This is a genomic window from Rathayibacter sp. PhB151, from assembly GCF_004366415.1.
GTDB lineage: Bacteria > Actinomycetota > Actinomycetes > Actinomycetales > Microbacteriaceae > Rathayibacter > Rathayibacter festucae.
Window position 1 is genome coordinate 208,973 of the sequence record NZ_SOEN01000009.1, and the last position, 15,219, is coordinate 224,191.

A 15,219-nucleotide genomic window follows, 5' to 3' on the forward strand; every position below is an offset into this window, starting at 1 on the left:
GTTACATCCGGCGGCGGCCTCGGCGCCCACCCGATGCCCGCCCGGCGTCACGCAGGCTTCTTCTGGCCGAAACCACTTCGAAACACGAGCGGCCTTGACTGGACGCAGTCGGGACGAACGCTCCCGACCCGGCCCCGTCGCTCCGCTCGTCCTCTGTCCCGCCCGAGCGACGCCGGCCTCTGCATCACAGCACCGCCCGTTCCACCCGGCACTCCTGTCCCTGCACCACTCGCTCGCGCCCCGCCCGGCGCGCTCCTCACCGAACCCCGGAGGTTCCCATGACCGACGACCAGCCCAGCACCGACGACCAGACCAGCATCGAAGAGCAGATCAGCGCCAACATCGAGAAGTCGCGCTCCGAGATCGCGCACCCCTCGCTGCCCAAGGGCAGCAACCTCTACGGCTCCACCAAGGTCTTCCCGGACTACCAGGCCGAGCCCGGCCAGTCCTACTTCACCCTCGTGCACGGCATCGCGCACGAGTCCTCGGTCAGCTTCGTCGCGATCCTGCAGGCGACCCGCGCGGCCCGCAAGGGCTTCGAGTCGGCCGTCTACTTCTACGGCCCCGGCACGATCAACGCGATGGCGACCCGCGGCTTCCCGACCGTCGGCGACTCCGGCTTCCCGGGCGAGCAGAACATCAACGACGCCCTGAAGACCTTCATCGAGGAGGGCAACCGCGTGTTCGTCTGCCGCTTCGGCCTGGCGCTGCACGGCCTGCGCGAGGAGGACCTGATCGAGGGCACCATCCCCTGCCACCCTCTCGACGTGCAGGACGCCCTGATCCACTACGCCCGCAAGGGCGCCATCATCAACTCGACCTACAACCTCTAGGCGCGCGCCATGACCGTCGTCGGATCGGTCGCGGCGAACTTCACCCGCGACCTCGATCAGAACTACGCGCTCATCGCCGCGCTGGCCGAGGAGGCCCGCGAGAAGCGGGTCGAGTTCCTCGTCCTGCCCGAGGCCGCGATCGGCGGCTACCTCTCCTCCCTCGGCAACCACGGCGACACGGTCAAGACGACCACCCGCTCGATGCCCCCGGCGATCGCGCTGGACGGGCCGGAGCTGCGCCGGGTGCAGGAGATCGCCGGCGACCTGCTGGTCGCGATCGGCTTCTGCGAGCTCGACGCGGACGGCGAGACCCGCTACAACGCGGCCGCCCTGCTCGACGGCGGGCAGATCTACGGCAGCTACCGCAAGGTGCACCAGCCGCTCGGCGAGCACATGTCGTACTCGCCCGGGCCCGGCTACTCGGTCTTCGAGACGCCGGTCGGCCGGGTCGGGCTGCAGATCTGCTACGACAAGGCCTTCCCGGAGGCGGCGCGCTCGATGGCGCTGGACGGGGCGGAGATCATCGCCTCGCTCTCGGCCTGGCCGGCCGCGCGGACGGCGACGGCGGAGAACCTGCAGGAGGACCGCTGGACCTACCGCTTCAATCAGTTCGACATCGCGCGGGCCCTGGACAACCAGGTGTTCTGGCTGGCGTCGAACCAGTCCGGCACCTTCGGGTCGCTCCGCTACGTGGGCAACGCGAAGGTCGTCGATCCGGGCGGCAACATCCTCGCGACGACGCTGCTCGGCTCGGGCATGGCGGTCGCCGACATCGACGTGCGCGGCACCTTCGAGGCGATGCGCGGCGGGATGTTCCACCTCCGCGACCGCCGGCCGGACGCCTACGACATCGACCGCGTCTGGAGCGGAGGGCTGGTCCATGCCTGAGATGACCTTCCACGTCCGCTGGCCGGACGGCGTCGAGGAGCGCTGCTACTCGCCGAGCCTGGTGATGCACGACTACCTCGCCGAGGGCGAGAGCTACCCGATCGAGGACTTCGTCGGCCGCTCGACCGAGGCTCTGCGGCTGGCGAGCGAGCGGGTGCGCGCGAAGTTCGGCTTCGCCTGCACCTCCGCGCTGCAGCAGGAGTCGGAGATCCTCGCGGCCGCCGCGCGCTTCGACGGCGGGCGGGTGCGGGTGCTGGCGATGGATCCGCCACTGCCTCCCGCCTCCCTCCCCGCGTCCGCGCAGGGGGCGCGCGCATGACCACGCTCGAGAACGGCCGGCATCTCCCGGTCGCCGTGATCGGCGCCGGCCAGGCCGGGCTGTCGATCAGCCGCCTGCTCACGGACCAGGGCGTCGAGCACCTCGTGATCGAGCGCGACACCATCGCGCACGACTGGATCGACCGCCGCTGGGACAACTTCACGCTCGTCACGCCGAACTGGCAGTGCCGGCTGCCGGGCTACCCCTACGACGGCGACGACCCCGACGGCTTCATGACCCGCGCCGAGGTGCACGCCTGGGTGCGGCGCTATGCGGAGTCGTTCGACGCTCCCGTCGCCGAGGACACCGAGGTGCTCCGGATGCGCGAGAGCGCGGACGGGGCGTTCGAGATCGTCACCTCGCGCGGCACGATCACCGCCGATCAGGTCGTCGTCGCCACCGGCGGCTACCACCGGCCGGTGCTGCCGGCGGTCGCGCACCGCATCCCGGACGCGATCGTGCAGCTGCACTCGGCCGACTACCGCTCGGCCGCGGCGCTGCCCGAGGGCGGGGTGCTCGTGGTCGGCTCCGGCCAGTCCGGCGCGCAGATCGCGGAGGACCTCTTCCTCGAGGGACGCGACGTGCACCTGGCGCTGGGGACGGCTCCGCGGGTCGCCCGGTTCTACCGCGGTCGCGACTGCGTCGCCTGGCTCGCCGACATGGGCGTCTACGACGTGCCGGTGCACGCGCAGGTGGGCGGGCTCTCCAAGCGGGAGTCGACCAACCACTACGTCACCGGGCGCGGCGGCGGCCGCGACATCGACCTCCGCGCGTTCGCCCGGGACGGGATGACGCTCTACGGCCGGCTGCAGCAGGTCGACGGCGGGTCGCTCCGCTTCGCGCCGACGGCGGAGGCGTCGCTCGACTACGCGGACTCGGTGGCCGAGTCGATCAAGAACGACATCGACGCCCACATCGAGCGCTCGGGGATCCAGGCGCCGACCGAGGCCCGCTACACCCCGGTCTGGCGTCCGGAGCGCGAGATCGAGGAGCTGGACCTGGCGGCCGCGGGGATCACGAGCATCGTCTGGGCGGTCGGCTTCCGCTCCGACTACTCCTGGATGCAGATCGGCGTCTTCGACGGCGCCGGGCACCCCACCCACCGGCGCGGCGCGACCGCCGTGCCCGGGCTGCACTTCCTCGGGCTGCCGTGGCTGAACACCTGGGGCTCCGGGCGCTTCGAGGCGATCGCGCGCGACGCGGAGCACGTGGCGGAGCAGCTGCTCGGCGGCGCGCGGATGGACCGGCTCGAGGGCGCCGCGGTACGGTGACGGCCACGCGCTCGGCCCGAGCGCACCGCTCTGCCGCGCGAGGCGGAGGAGGGCGGAGGCTCTCTGTCCGCCCGGCGCACCGTCCGCCCGCAGAGGGCGGGAGAGAAGGACCATGTCGACGATCACGATGGCCGCGGTCGCGGCGCACTTCGGCCGCGACATCGAGCGCACCCTCGTCAAGCTGCCCGGCATGATCGCGAGCGCGCAGGAGCGCGGGATCGATCTGCTGGTGCTGCCCGACGCGACCCTCGGCGGCTACCTCCTCGACATGCACCACCCCGGCCCCGACGACCTGCCGCAGGCGGTCGAGGTCGACGGGCCGGAGGTGGCGGCCGTCGCGGCGATGGCGGGCGACACCACGGTGTGCTTCGGCATCGCGGAGCGCGCGCTGGAGGGCGGCGAGGTGCGGCGCTACAACTCGGCGGTCTGCGTGCAGGGCGGTGAGGTGATCGGGACGCACCGCAAGGTGCACCTGCCGCTGGGCGAGTCCGAGGCGTACGCCGCGGGCGACTCCTTCCGCTCGTTCGACTCGGCCGTGGGGCGGATCGGGATGATGATCGACTTCGACAAGACCTTCCCGGAGTCGGCCCGCTCGCTCGCCCTCGACGGGGCAGAGATCCTCTGCTGCCTCAGCGCCTGGCCCGCGAGCGTGACCGACCGGTCGGACCGGATCCGGAACGACCGCCAGGCGCACCTGTTCGACCTCTACGACTGCGCGCGTGCCGCGGAGAACCAGGTCTACCTGGTCTCCTCGAACCAGACCGGCGTGCTCGGCGGGCTGCGCTTCCTCGGGCAGGCGAAGGTCGTGGACCCGGCCGGCGAGATCCTCGCGAAGACCTGGGCGAAGGGCGGGCTGGCGGTCGCGACCGACGACGTCTCGGCCTCCGTCGCCCGAGCCCGCCGCAGCATGGACCACCTGCGCGACCGCGCCGAGCACGCGTACCACCGCGCGGCTCCCACCGTCTGAACCCGGGCCGCCCGTCCGACCGGTGCCGCCCGTGGGCGTCGCCCCGCCTGAAGGAGATCCCGTGCGGATCGCGCAGCTGACCTACTCCACGAAGCCCCGCGGCGGCGTGGTGCACACGCTCGCGCTCTCGGAGGCGCTGGCCCGGCGCGGGCACGAGGTGACCGTCTGGACGCTCGGCCGCGGCGGCGACTCCGCCTTCTTCCGCGCGGTCGACCCCGCGGTGGCCGTCCGCGTGGTGCCGTTCGCGGCGCGCGACGGGGAGGACGTCGGCGACCGGATCGTCCGCTCGCTCGACGCGCTGGCCGTCGCGCTGGGGGAGGACGGCGGGGAGTGGGACGTCGTGCACGCGCAGGACTGCATCTCGGCGAACGCCGCGCTCGACGCCGGATTCGCGGGGGCCGGCGGGCTGCTCCGCACGGTGCACCACCTGGACGCCTTCACCACGCCGGCGCTGATCGCCTGCCACGAGCGCGCGATCACCGGGCCGGCCGGGCTGCTCGCGGTGTCGCGGGCGGTCGCCGACGAGGTGGCGGCGGGCTGGGGGCGCTCGCCGGCGGTGATCCCGAACGGCGTCGACGCCGCGCGATTCGCGGCCGCGGCCGGCGGCGCTGCGGCGGGGGAGTGGCGGGCCGAGCTCGGCCGCTACGTGCTCGCGCTCGGCGGCATCGAGCCGCGGAAGGGCAGCGTCGACCTGCTCGAGGCGTTCGCGGGGCTGGCTTCGGGGACCGCCCTCGTCTTCGGCGGCGGGGAGACGCTGTTCGACTACCGGGGCTACCGCGCGGAGTTCGAGCGCCGGGCGGCCGAGCTGGGGGTCGTGCCCGTCGTGCTCGGCACGGTGCCGGAGGAGCGGCTCGCGGGCCTCGTTGCGGGCGCGGCGGTGCTCGGCTTCGTCTCGACCAAGGAGGGCTTCGGGCTGGCGGCGATGGAGGCGCTCGCCGCGGGGGTGCCGGTCGTCGCGCGCGATCTGCCGGTGCTGCGCGAGGTGTTCGGGGAGACGGTGTCGTACGGGAGCGACGTGGCGGCGATCCGGGGTGCGCTCGCCGCCGCGCTCGCGGGGGCGGCGCCGGCGCCCGGGCCCGGGCGGGAGCTGGCGTTCTCGCACTCGTGGGACGACGTCGCGGCGAGTCACGAGGCGCTGTACCGGGCGCACGCGGGCGCGGCCTGATGCGCCGGTCGTTCTCGCGCTGCTTCTCGGCGCTGGCCGAGCGGGACCCCGAGCGCGTCGTGGTCGTCGCGGACGACGCGACCTTCACCGCGGGCGCTCTGGACCGGGCCTCGAACCGGCTGGCGCGCGCCTACGCGGCGCGGGGCGTCACTCCGGACTCGCTCGTCGCGGTCTCGCTGCCGAATAGTGCCGAGCTGGTGCTCGCCTGCGCCGCGATCTGGAAGGCGGGCGCGACGCCGCAGCCGCTCTCGCGCGGGCTGTCGGCGCGGGAGCTCGCCGAGGTCGGCGCGCTCGGGCGGCCGTCGCTGAGCATCGGCGTGGAGCTGGAGGGCGTGCCCTTCGTACCCGCGGGCTTCGCGCCCGACCCCGCGCTGCCGGACGACGCGCTGCCGGATCTCTGGGCCTCGTCCTGGAAGGCGCCCGCCTCCTCCGGCAGCACCGGGCGGCCGAAGATCGTGCTCGCGGCGGCGCCCGCGCTGATGGATCCGACGCAGCCGGTCGCGGCGTTCCTGCCGCGGGAGGGGGTGCAGCTGGTGGTCGGGCCGCTCACGCACTCCGCGACCTTCACCTACGCCTTCCGCGGGCTGCTGACCGGGCAGCGGCTGGTGATCCTGCCGCGCTTCGACGAGGCGCGGGTGCTCGCGGCGATCGCGGAGCACCGGGTGACCTGGGCGCTGCTGGTGCCGACGATGATCCACCGGCTGCTGCGGACGCCCGGGCACCGGGACGCGGACGTGTCGTCGCTGGAAACGGTGCTGCACCTCGGCTCGCCGTGCCCGCCCGCGGACAAGCGCGCGCTGATCGAGTGGATCGGTGCCGAGCGGGTCGTGGAGGTCTACGCCGGCAGCGAGTCGAACGGGCTGACCATGATCCGCGGCGACGAGTGGCTCGAGCGGCCCGGGAGCGTCGGCCGGCCGATCGGTGGGACGGAGCTGCGGGTGCTGCGGTCGGACGGGTCGGAGTGCGGGCCGGGCGAGCCCGGACTCGTGCAGCTGCGCCGTGGGGAGGCGACCTACCGCTATCTCGGCGGGGAGTCGAAGCGGACCGACGACGGCTGGGACACCCTCGGCGACCTCGGCTCCGTCGATGCCGACGGCTTCCTGACGGTGCTCGACCGAGCGGACGACCTGATCCTGCGCGGCGGCGTGAACGTCTACCCGGCGGAGATCGAGCGGGCGCTGGAGGAGCACCCGGCGGTGCGCGGCGCGGTCGCCTTCGGCGTCCCGGACGCCGAGCTCGGCCAGGCGGTGGAGGCGGTGACGGACATCGCGGAGAGCGACGTGACGGAGGAGGAGCTGCTCGCCTTCGCGCGCGAGCACCTCGGCTCGCGGGCACCGCGGGCGCTGCGACTCCAGCGGACCCCGCTGCGCGACGACGCGGGCAAGATCCGCCGCGGGGCGCTCGCCGACGACTGAGCAGCCGCGCAGGCGGGCCCGCGCGGGGCCGTCGCCCGAAGGTCGCCGCACAACATCAGCTGAGAGGGGGGTCCCTCCCTCCACAGCGGAGGCCCTCCCATTTCAGCTGATGTTGTGCGGGGCTCGACGGCTGCCTCCGGTTTCGGATCGCCCCCGACGGGGAAGAGGAGGAGTGCCCCTTCCCCGGAGCCGCCCCGCGCGGCTCCGCCCCACCGAGAGGAACGACCGTGGTCGCCATCGCCCCGCTCCGAGACCGCTTCGACGGAGTCGAGAGGATCGCCGTGCTGCGCGGCGGCGGACTCGGCGACCTGCTGTTCGCGCTGCCCGCCGTGGACGCGCTCGCCGCCGCCTACCCGGGCGCCGAGATCGTGCTGCTCGGCACTCCGGCGCACCGCGTGCTGCTGCAGGGTGTGGAGTCGCCGGTGAGCGACGTCGAGATCCTGCCGGTGGCGCAGGGCGTCCGCGACGGCGAGGGCGAGGACCCGCGGGTCGTCGAGGACTTCACCGAGCGGATGCGCGCGCGCCGCTTCGATCTCGCGGTGCAGCTGCACGGCGGCGGCCGCTTCTCCAACCCGTTCCTGCAGCGCCTCGGCGCGCGGCACACGATCGGCTCGCGCACCGACGACGCGGCCGAGCTGGAGCGCACCATCCCCTACGTCTACTACCAGCACGAGATGCTGCGGGCGCTCGAGATCGTCGGGCTCGCGGGGGCCGCGGCGGTCCGGCTCGAGGCGTCGCTGCAGGTCGACCCGGAGCGCCGCGACCGCCTCGCCGCCGCTCTGCCCGCCGGCGGGCCGCTGGTGCTGATCCACCCGGGCGCGACCGACGTCCGGCGCCGCTGGAGCTCGGCGAACTTCGCCGAGGTGGCCCGCGCGCTGCTCGCCGACGGCGCGCGCGTGCTCGTCGTGGGCGACGCCTCCGACGCGCCCGCCGCTGAGGCGATCGTCGCGGGCGCTCCGGGCGCGGTGTCCTGGGCGGACCGGGTCGAGCTCCCGGACCTCGCTCCGCTGCTCTCGCTCGCCGACCTCGTCCTCGGCAACGACAGCGGACCGCGGCACCTCGCGGCGGCGGTCGGCGCGCCCACGGTCGGCGTCTTCTGGGTCGGCAACGCCATCAACGCCCAGCCCCTCGGCCGCCAGCGCCACCGCGTCCAGCTGAGCTGGACCACCCGCTGCCCGATCTGCGGCATCGACGTCACCCAGGTCGGCTGGACCGCCCCGCGCTGCGAGCACGAGCTGTCCTTCGTCGACGACGTCCCCGTCGCCCGCGTCCTCGAGGACGTCCGCGGCGTCCTGGCCTCCACCCGCTGACGACGCCCGGCCCTGCCCCCAACCGCGAGATGCCACTTGCGTACGCGACACGCCGAGGCGTGCGTACTCAAGTGGCATCTCGCGGAGCCCCGGCGGGGGCGTCAGGGGGTCACGGCCAGGAGGGCTCCTCCTCGTGGGTGATGACGAGCTCGCGGACCTCGCAGCCGCGGGGCTGGCCGAGGACGAACATCACGGCGTTGGCGACGTTCTCCGGGTCGTTGAGGAGCGCGTCGGGGCCCGGCTTGTACTGGGCGTCGCGGTCGTCGAAGAAGCGGGTCTTCATGCCGGAGGGGATCAGCGTGGTAACGCCGATCTCGCCCTTGGTCTCGGCCGCGAGGGCGCGGGTGAAGCCGAGCACGCCGAACTTCGACGCGCAGTAGGCGGTGGCGTCCGAGACGGCCTTGATCGCGAGCGAGGACGCGACGGTGACGACGCGGCCGTGGGTCTCGGTGAGGAACGGCAGCGCGGCGCGGACGACGGCGGCGGTGCCGAGCAGGTTGACCGAGATCACGCGCTCCCACTCCTCCGGCTCGACGTCGACGAGGCGGCCGCAGCGGTCGATGCCGGCCGCGGTGACGACGGCGTCGAGGCCGCCGTGCTCGCGGGCGATCTCGACGACGGCCTTCTCGGCCTCGCGGGTCTTGGCGACGTCCACCTGGTAGGCGGCGACGCCCTCCTGGACGTTCGAGACGTCGCGGTCGAGGACGATCGGGGTGCCGCCCGCGGCCGTGACGGCGGCGGCGACGGCGGCTCCGAGTCCGGAGGCGCCTCCGGTGATCAGGACGCGGCCGATGGGGGTGGGGGTGGTGGTCATGGGTGTCCCTTCCAGGATCCTCGTCGTCGGCGGGGCCGACGTGGTGGGGCGGCGGTCGGCGGGGCCGGCCGGGTCTGCGGTGGTCGGCCGGAGCCGACGCGGTCAGCCGACGCGCGCGAGCGCGGCGGCGAGATGGGTGGTGGAGCGGCCCGCGTGGTACGGCACCGTCAGGACGCGGCCGCCCCACTCGGCGACCGTCGCGGTCTCGGGCAGCGATTCGGCGGAGTAGTCGCCGCCCTTCACCCAGACGTCCGGGCGGATGCGGCGCAGCGCCTCGTCGGGGGTGTCCTCGCCGAAGACGAGCACCGCGTCGACGCACTCGAGCGCGAGCAGCAGGTCGACCCGGTCGTCCTCAGGGATGATCGGCCGGGCCGGTCCCTTGAGGCGCCGGACGGAGTCGTCGGAGTTGAGGCAGACGATCAGGCAGTCGCCGAGCGCCCGGGCGGCCGAGAGCGTGCGGGCGTGGCCGGCGTGCAGCAGGTCGAAGCAGCCGCCGGTGGCGACCACGGTGCCGCCGGCGCCGCGGACGGCCTCGGCGACGCGCAGCGCGTCCACTCCGGACGCCCCGTGCAGGGCGGCGGTGTCCGCCGGAGCGCCGAGGGAGGAGACTCCGCCCGCGAGCAGGTAGGCCCCGGCCGCGGCGACGGCTGCGCCGACCGCCTCGGAGGGGGTGGCCCCGCCGGCCAGCGCGATGGCGGCGGAGGCGGCGAAGCGGTCGCCCGCCCCGCAGGGATCGGTCGGCGGCACGGCGGCGGCGGGGTGCACCACCGGCACGCCGGCGCCGCGCGAGCGGACCAGGGCGCCACCGGAGCCCATCGTCACGGCGACCGCGCCGCAGCCCCAGCGCTCGAGCAGCGTGGTGGCGGCGGTCTCGGCGAGGGTGACGCCGCGGCCACTCGCCCCGGAGAAGCCGGTCGCCTCGCCGAGGTTCGGCGTCGCGAGGGTCGTCCCGGCGACGGGCGCCGTCCCGCGCGGGTGCGGATCCCAGACCAGCGGCACGGTGAGCGCGTCGAGGGCGGCGCGGAGCGAGGCGTCCTCGGTGAGCCGGCGGCCGTAGTCCGCGACCACGACCGCGTCGACCTCGCCGAGGGCGGCGAGCATCTCCTCGGTCACGGTCGGCACCGGCGGGCGCTCGCAGCCGCGGTCGAAGCGGACGACCGCCTGGCCGGAGGCGGCGACGCGCGTCTTCACGGGCGTCGGCGCGCCGGAGGGCCCGGCGACCACGCGGACACCGTCGAGGGCGGCGAGCAGCTCGGCCGCATCGGGATCGGCGGCGTCGGCCAGCGCCGTCACCAGCACGACCTCGTGCCCGTCGCGCATCAGCATCCGCGCCACGAGCCCGGCACCGCCGGCGCGCACCCCGCGGGTCGACACGTCGACCACGGGCACCGGCGCGTCGGGGCTCAGCCGCTCGGCCGGCCCGGAGAGGTCGACGTCGAGCATCACGTCGCCGACCACGGCGATCCGCAGGCGGCTCACGCGGCCGCCCCCGTCCGCACGCGGATCCGGTGCTCGAACGCCCGGCAGAGCGCGTGCACCAGCACGAGCTGCGCCTCCTGCACGTTCGAGCCGTGGCCCTCGAGCGCGATCGACTCGTCGCAGGCCTCGGTCAGCGGGTTGGGCCCGTCGCCGGTGAGCGCCCAGGTGCGGGCGCCGGCGGCGCGGGCCGCCTCGGCCGCGTGCAGCAGATTGGCGCTGCGGCCGCTGGTCGAGAGCAGCACGACGACGTCGCCGGTGCGGGCGTGCGCGGTGACCTGGCGGGCGAAGACGTGGTCGAAGCCGTAGTCGTTGCCGATCGCGGTGAGGCTCGAGGTCTCGGAGTGCAGCGAGATCGCGGAGAAGGGGATGCGGTCGCCGTCGAAGCGGCCGACCAGCTCCGCCGTGAGGTGCTGGGCCTCCGCCGCCGAGCCGCCGTTGCCGGCCGCGAGCAGCCGCGCCCCGGAGTGCAGGCGGTCCGCCAGCTCGACGCCCCAGGCGACGATCCGGTCGGAGTGCCGCTCCAGCTGCGCGACGACGTCGAGCGCGCGGGCGACGTGGTCGTCGACGAGGCGCCGGGCGGCGTCCGCCGGGGTGTCGGACGGCGTGTCCGTCGGGGTGTCCAGAACGGTGTCGATGCTCATCTGCGCGGGGCCGCCTTCCGGGGGGTGGAGGAGAGGGAGGTGCGAGCGGTGCCGCTCATGGCGGCATCGCCGTCGCCGAGTCCGGCGAGGGTGGTCAGGTAGGCGCGCTCGGTGTCCGCGGCGACGCGGTCCCAGGAGTAGCGGGACTCGACGCGGGCGCGGCCGGCGGCTCCGTAGGCGCGGGCGCGCTCCGGGTCGGCGATCAGCGCGGCGAGGGCCTCGGCGAGCGCGGCGGGGTCGCGCGGCGGCACGTGGACGCCGGTGACGTCCTCGACCACCGTGTCGATCAGCCCGCCGACGGAGGAGGCGACCACCGGCACGCCGCAGGCCATCGCCTCCAGCGGGGTGATGCCGAACGGCTCGTACCAGGGCGCGCAGATCACGATGTCGGCGGAGCGGAGCATCGCCGGCATCTCGGTCTGCGAGAGCTGGCCCGCGAAGACGACGCGGTCGGCGACTCCGAGGCCCTCGGCGACCGCGTGCAGGCGCTGGTACTCCGGGTCGGCGGCGAGTGCATCGCCCGATCCGGAGCCGCCGACGACGACCAGCTCGGCGTCGCAGCCGTCGGCCACCAGGCGGGCGAGCGCCTCGATCGCGTGGCCCATGCCCTTGCGGGGCACGAGGCGGCCGATGCTCATCAGGCGCACCCGCCCGGTGCGCTCGGCGACGGGTCCGTCGGGCGTGAAGCGCTCGAGATCGACACCGCAGGGCACCACCGAGATGCTCGAGGTCGGCACGCCGAGGCCCTTCAGCTCGAAGGCCTCGTCCGAGCAGGTGGCGACGACGCCGTCCGCCCGCTGGCCGACGCCGGGCTCGAGCCAGGCGCGCTCCTCGGGGCTGGTGTCGAGCGCGCCCTGCTGACGGCGCTTGACCACGCCGAGCGCGTGGAAGGTGTGGAAGACGGGCACGCGGCGCCCGGTGGCGCGCTCCACCCGCTCGGAGGCGTCGAGCGCGGCGACCCCGGACATCCAGAAGTGGCTGTGCACCAGGTCGGGACGCGAGTCGAGCCAGTCGTTCGCGAGGTCGACGGCGAAGTCGCCCATGAAGGGCAGCAGCTCGTCCTTGGAGACCTTGGCGGCCGGGCCGGCGTCGATGTGCACGACCTCGACGCCGGAGGTGAAGGGCACCCGGCGGGGGAGCGACGCGTCGTCGCGCCGGGTGTAGACGGTGACGCGGTGACCGCGGCGCGCGAGCGCGTCGGCGAGCGCCGCGACGTGCACGTTCTGGCCGCCGGCGTCGACGCCGCCGAGCGTCGCCAGCGGGCTGGCGTGCTCGGAGACCATCGCGATCGAGAGGGGTCGGCTGGTGCTCATCGGGTGCTCCCTTCGCGGGTTCCGGCGGTGGAGAGGGTGCGCGGGGCGGCGGCGAGGTCGCCGAGCAGCTCGTCCCAGTCGCGGTGGAAGCGGCCGAGGCTGTAGCGCGCGAGCGCGGCCTCGCGGGCGACCGCACCGGCGACGGCGGCCCGCTCCGGGTCCTCCATCAGCGCACGGGCGGCTGCCGCCAGCGCGTCGAGGTCGTTCGAGACCGCGCCGGCCTCGGGCGGCACGGCGCGGCCGGCCTCGGTCGTCTCGAGCGCGACGACCGGCATGCCCAGGTGCATCGCCTCGAGCAGCGCCAGGCCGAGCGAGGTCCAGCGGAACGGGTGCAGGTAGACCCGGCGGCGGGCCAGCTCCGCGTGCATCGCGCCGGTCGTCACGTCGCCGAGCACGTCGAGGCGGTCGGCGGGCAGCCCGGGCGTCCCGACGAGGCCCTCGGTCTTCATCCCGAAGACGTCCAGCGGAGCGACCGCGGCGAAGCGCGGCAGCAGATCCGTGCCGGTCACCCGCTGCCGGCGCACCGGCTCGTTGATGACGACGCCGAAGCGCGCGAGCTCACCGGTGTAGAGGGGGCCGGGGTCGTTGATCCCGTGCTCGATCACCGTGGTGCGCGTCGATCCGGTGTCCCACATCAGCGCGTTGAAGTGCGTGACGTGCACGAGGAGGAGGTCGTCGCGGTCGGCGAGCGGGTGGCGGTTGTCGGGCACGTCGCCGCGGGGCGTGTTGTGCTCGACGTAGACCGCCGGGATCTCGCGGCCGAGCCGGCGGCCGAGCAGGCGCTCCGCCTCCGCGAGCTCGTCCGGGCGCTGCAGAAGGACGACGTCGACGTCGGCGTCGCGCAGCTCCTCCGGGGCGATCTCGACGGTGTTCGGCCAGTCGCGGCCGCCGGTGCCGAGGCCCCAGCCGTCGCGGGCCGGGGTCGTCGGCAGCAGGTACTCGTGGTCGCCGCGGACGAACGCGTCCGCCCAGCCGCCGTGCACGTGCCAGAGCAGGATCCTCATGCGAGCGCCTCCGAGGGTGTCGTCGTGGATGTCGTGGAGTCGCGCCGCGGGAGCGCGCGGAGCCGGTGGGCGGCGGCGACCGCCTCCTCGGCGCTCACCCCCGCGAGGCAGGGGTGGCCGGGGACGGGGCAGACGCGGGCGCGCGAGCCGGCGCAGGCGGCCTGCTGGTCGCCGAGCAACTCGACCGGCACGCCGTAGGGCGCCCAGCGGATCGCCGGGACGACGGGCGCGAACAGGCTGACGACCGGGGTGCCGACGGCCGCGGCGAGGTGCGCCGGGCCGGTGTTGCCGCTGATCACGACCTCCGCGCGAGCGAGCACCTCGGCCGCGCCGGCGAAGTCGGTGGCGCCGCCGAGGTCGATACCGCGGCTGCCCGCGACCCGCGCGGTCAGCGCGCGCTCGCCCGGCCCGCCGGTGACGGCGACCGCGAGGCCGGAGTCGGCGAGCAGCTCGACCGCGCGCGCCGCGTTCTCGGCCGGCCAGGCACGGGCGGGCACGGCGGCTCCCGGGTGCACGACGACGTACGGTCCGACACCCTCGAGCGCGGCGGGCAGGACGCCGCCGCGGTCGACCCGCAGGAGCCCGTCGTCGCCCTCCGGCAGCGCGAAGCCCGCGGCCGCCGCGATGGCGAGGGCGCGCTCCGGCTCGGGCTGGTCCTCCTCGAGCGTCTCGCCCGGGACGAGCCGCACGTCGAGCAGAGCACCGGCGAAGTCGACCGAGGCCCCGGAGATCCGCGCGACGCCGGACAGGCGCAGCAGCAGCGCCAGCGGCAGCGGCGACTGGTGGAAGGAGGTGAGGATCACGGCCTCGTCCGGAGCGAACTCCTCGACGATCGATCGCAGCTCCGCCACGAGGGCGGCGTCGACGGGCTTCGTGGCGTCGCCGATCCACGGGCAGGACCAGGTGCGCAGGGCCACGGGCCCCGGCAGCAGCGCCGCAGCGGGCGCGCCCTGCGGCCCGGCGAGCAGCAGCACCTCGGCGTCGGCGGCGATCGCCCGCACGGCAGGCCCGCAGAGCAGCACGTCGCCGGCGCTGTCGAGGCGCGCCACCAGCACGCGGCGGGTCACTCGGCGTCCTCGTCCGGCTGCATCGCCAGCAGCAGCTCGACGGCCTCGAGGAGCGTCGCCGCGCGCAGCGGAGCGGCGGCCACCTCCTCGGCCCGGGTGATCGGGGTGGGCACGAGCACGCCGCGGGCACCCGCGGCGGCGGCCGCGCCGACGTCGGCGCCGATGTCGCCGATCACCGCGAGGGAGTCGGCGGGCAGCCCGAGGGTCTGCGCGGCGTCGAGCACCATGCCCGGCGCGGGCTTGCGGCAGGCGCAGCCGGCCTCCGGGCCGTGCGGGCAGAGCATCCACGCGTCGAAGCCGCCGAACAGCTCGTCGACGCGGCGGTTCACGGCGTCGGCCTGCGCGCGGTCGATGATGCCGCGGGCGATGCCGGACTGGTTCGTGACGACGCCGAGCTTCAGTCCCGCCTCGCGGGCCCGCTCGACCGCGTCCAGCGCGGTGGGCATCGGCTCGACCCGCGCCGGGTCGCCGTTGTAGGGCACATCGACCACGAGCGTCGCGTCGCGGTCGAAGAGGATTCCGCGCAGGCGCGCAGCGCGCGGGGCGGGGGCGTCCTCCGCGGTGCGGTGCGCGGAGCCCGGCTGGATCGAGTCGTTCACCTCTCCCTCGTACCCCCCTCGTCCGGGTTCCAAACGCGGGGGAGGAGAAGTGGTGCGCTCGGGCGCGTCGGAGCCGCGAGGCCGGCCGGGCGAGATCCGCGCGTCTGAGGTCGCCGGAGCGGGGTACGGGACCT

Annotated in this window: 15 protein-coding genes; 8 read left to right on the plus strand and 7 right to left on the minus strand. The window is 75.2% G+C overall.

Annotated elements, in window-relative coordinates:
* Positions 1-278: 278 nt before the first annotated feature.
* From EDF35_RS16850 to EDF35_RS16885, 8 genes are all read left to right on the plus strand, one after another.
* Complete coding sequence (locus EDF35_RS16850) at positions 279-833, plus strand: MSMEG_0572/Sll0783 family nitrogen starvation response protein (protein WP_133963172.1); 555 nt, start codon at positions 279-281, stop codon at positions 831-833.
* Between the two features lie 9 nt (positions 834-842).
* Positions 843-1,721: a carbon-nitrogen hydrolase family protein gene (locus tag EDF35_RS16855; RefSeq protein ID WP_123447958.1), complete on the plus strand. Its 879-nt coding sequence runs from the start codon at positions 843-845 to the stop codon at positions 1,719-1,721.
* Complete coding sequence (locus EDF35_RS16860) at positions 1,714-2,040, plus strand: MSMEG_0570 family nitrogen starvation response protein (protein ID WP_123705040.1); 327 nt, start codon at positions 1,714-1,716, stop codon at positions 2,038-2,040. The genes EDF35_RS16855 and EDF35_RS16860 overlap by 8 nt, the downstream gene beginning before the upstream one ends.
* Positions 2,037-3,311, plus strand: coding sequence for an MSMEG_0569 family flavin-dependent oxidoreductase (locus tag EDF35_RS16865; protein WP_133963173.1), 1,275 nt, complete (start codon positions 2,037-2,039; stop codon positions 3,309-3,311). The genes EDF35_RS16860 and EDF35_RS16865 overlap by 4 nt, the downstream gene beginning before the upstream one ends.
* Positions 3,312-3,423: 112 nt before the next feature.
* Entirely contained in the window at positions 3,424-4,278 is an 855-nt protein-coding gene (locus tag EDF35_RS16870) for a carbon-nitrogen hydrolase family protein (protein ID WP_123734002.1), read from the plus strand.
* 61 nt (positions 4,279-4,339) lie between these two features.
* The gene (locus tag EDF35_RS16875; protein ID WP_133963174.1) at positions 4,340-5,443 is read left to right on the plus strand and encodes an MSMEG_0565 family glycosyltransferase; all 1,104 of its coding nucleotides are present in this window, start codon (positions 4,340-4,342) and stop codon (positions 5,441-5,443) included.
* Entirely contained in the window at positions 5,443-6,858 is a 1,416-nt protein-coding gene (locus EDF35_RS16880; protein ID WP_133963175.1) for an AMP-binding protein, read from the plus strand. Before EDF35_RS16875 ends, EDF35_RS16880 begins: the two co-directional genes overlap by 1 nt.
* A gap of 227 nt (positions 6,859-7,085) precedes the next feature.
* Positions 7,086-8,168 (plus strand): glycosyltransferase family 9 protein, encoded by a 1,083-nt coding sequence (locus EDF35_RS16885; RefSeq protein ID WP_133963176.1) that lies wholly within the window; start codon positions 7,086-7,088, stop codon positions 8,166-8,168.
* 109 nt (positions 8,169-8,277) lie between these two features.
* On the opposite strand, the gene EDF35_RS16890 is transcribed toward EDF35_RS16885, so the two are convergent.
* The 7 genes from EDF35_RS16890 to EDF35_RS16920 form a co-directional block, all read right to left on the minus strand.
* Entirely contained in the window at positions 8,278-8,982 is a 705-nt protein-coding gene (locus tag EDF35_RS16890) for an SDR family oxidoreductase (protein WP_123733999.1), read from the minus strand.
* Positions 8,983-9,084: 102 nt separating this feature from the next.
* Positions 9,085-10,452 (minus strand): PfkB family carbohydrate kinase, encoded by a 1,368-nt coding sequence (locus EDF35_RS16895; protein ID WP_133963210.1) that lies wholly within the window; start codon positions 10,450-10,452, stop codon positions 9,085-9,087.
* 5 nt (positions 10,453-10,457) lie between these two features.
* The gene (locus EDF35_RS16900; protein WP_123705033.1) at positions 10,458-11,102 is read right to left on the minus strand and encodes an SIS domain-containing protein; all 645 of its coding nucleotides are present in this window, start codon (positions 11,100-11,102) and stop codon (positions 10,458-10,460) included.
* Positions 11,099-12,415, minus strand: coding sequence for a glycosyltransferase (locus EDF35_RS16905; protein ID WP_133963177.1), 1,317 nt, complete (start codon positions 12,413-12,415; stop codon positions 11,099-11,101). Before EDF35_RS16905 ends, EDF35_RS16900 begins: the two co-directional genes overlap by 4 nt.
* On the minus strand, positions 12,412-13,419 hold the full coding sequence (locus EDF35_RS16910) for a glycosyltransferase (RefSeq protein ID WP_133963178.1): 1,008 nt from the start codon (positions 13,417-13,419) through the stop codon (positions 12,412-12,414). The genes EDF35_RS16905 and EDF35_RS16910 overlap by 4 nt, the downstream gene beginning before the upstream one ends.
* Positions 13,416-14,486, minus strand: a complete 1,071-nt coding sequence (locus EDF35_RS16915; RefSeq protein WP_133963179.1) for a glycosyltransferase family 9 protein — start codon at positions 14,484-14,486, stop codon at positions 13,416-13,418. Before EDF35_RS16915 ends, EDF35_RS16910 begins: the two co-directional genes overlap by 4 nt.
* Entirely contained in the window at positions 14,483-15,085 is a 603-nt protein-coding gene (locus EDF35_RS16920) for an HAD family hydrolase (RefSeq protein WP_347876896.1), read from the minus strand. Before EDF35_RS16920 ends, EDF35_RS16915 begins: the two co-directional genes overlap by 4 nt.
* Positions 15,086-15,219: the final 134 nt, after the last annotated feature.

Bases quoted from the DNA above. Each gene is read 5' to 3' on its own strand.
- EDF35_RS16850 (WP_133963172.1), top strand. From the start codon at position 279: ATGACCGACGACCAGCCCAGCACCGACGACCAGACCAGCATCGAAGAG.
- EDF35_RS16855 (WP_123447958.1), top strand. From the start codon at position 843: ATGACCGTCGTCGGATCGGTCGCGGCGAACTTCACCCGCGACCTCGAT.
- EDF35_RS16860 (WP_123705040.1), top strand. From the start codon at position 1,714: ATGCCTGAGATGACCTTCCACGTCCGCTGGCCGGACGGCGTCGAGGAG.
- EDF35_RS16865 (WP_133963173.1), top strand. From the start codon at position 2,037: ATGACCACGCTCGAGAACGGCCGGCATCTCCCGGTCGCCGTGATCGGC.
- EDF35_RS16870 (WP_123734002.1), top strand. From the start codon at position 3,424: ATGTCGACGATCACGATGGCCGCGGTCGCGGCGCACTTCGGCCGCGAC.
- EDF35_RS16880 (WP_133963175.1), top strand. From the start codon at position 5,443: ATGCGCCGGTCGTTCTCGCGCTGCTTCTCGGCGCTGGCCGAGCGGGAC.
- EDF35_RS16890 (WP_123733999.1), bottom strand. From the start codon at position 8,982: ATGACCACCACCCCCACCCCCATCGGCCGCGTCCTGATCACCGGAGGC.
- EDF35_RS16900 (WP_123705033.1), bottom strand. From the start codon at position 11,102: ATGAGCATCGACACCGTTCTGGACACCCCGACGGACACGCCGTCCGAC.
- EDF35_RS16905 (WP_133963177.1), bottom strand. From the start codon at position 12,415: ATGAGCACCAGCCGACCCCTCTCGATCGCGATGGTCTCCGAGCACGCC.
- EDF35_RS16910 (WP_133963178.1), bottom strand. From the start codon at position 13,419: ATGAGGATCCTGCTCTGGCACGTGCACGGCGGCTGGGCGGACGCGTTC.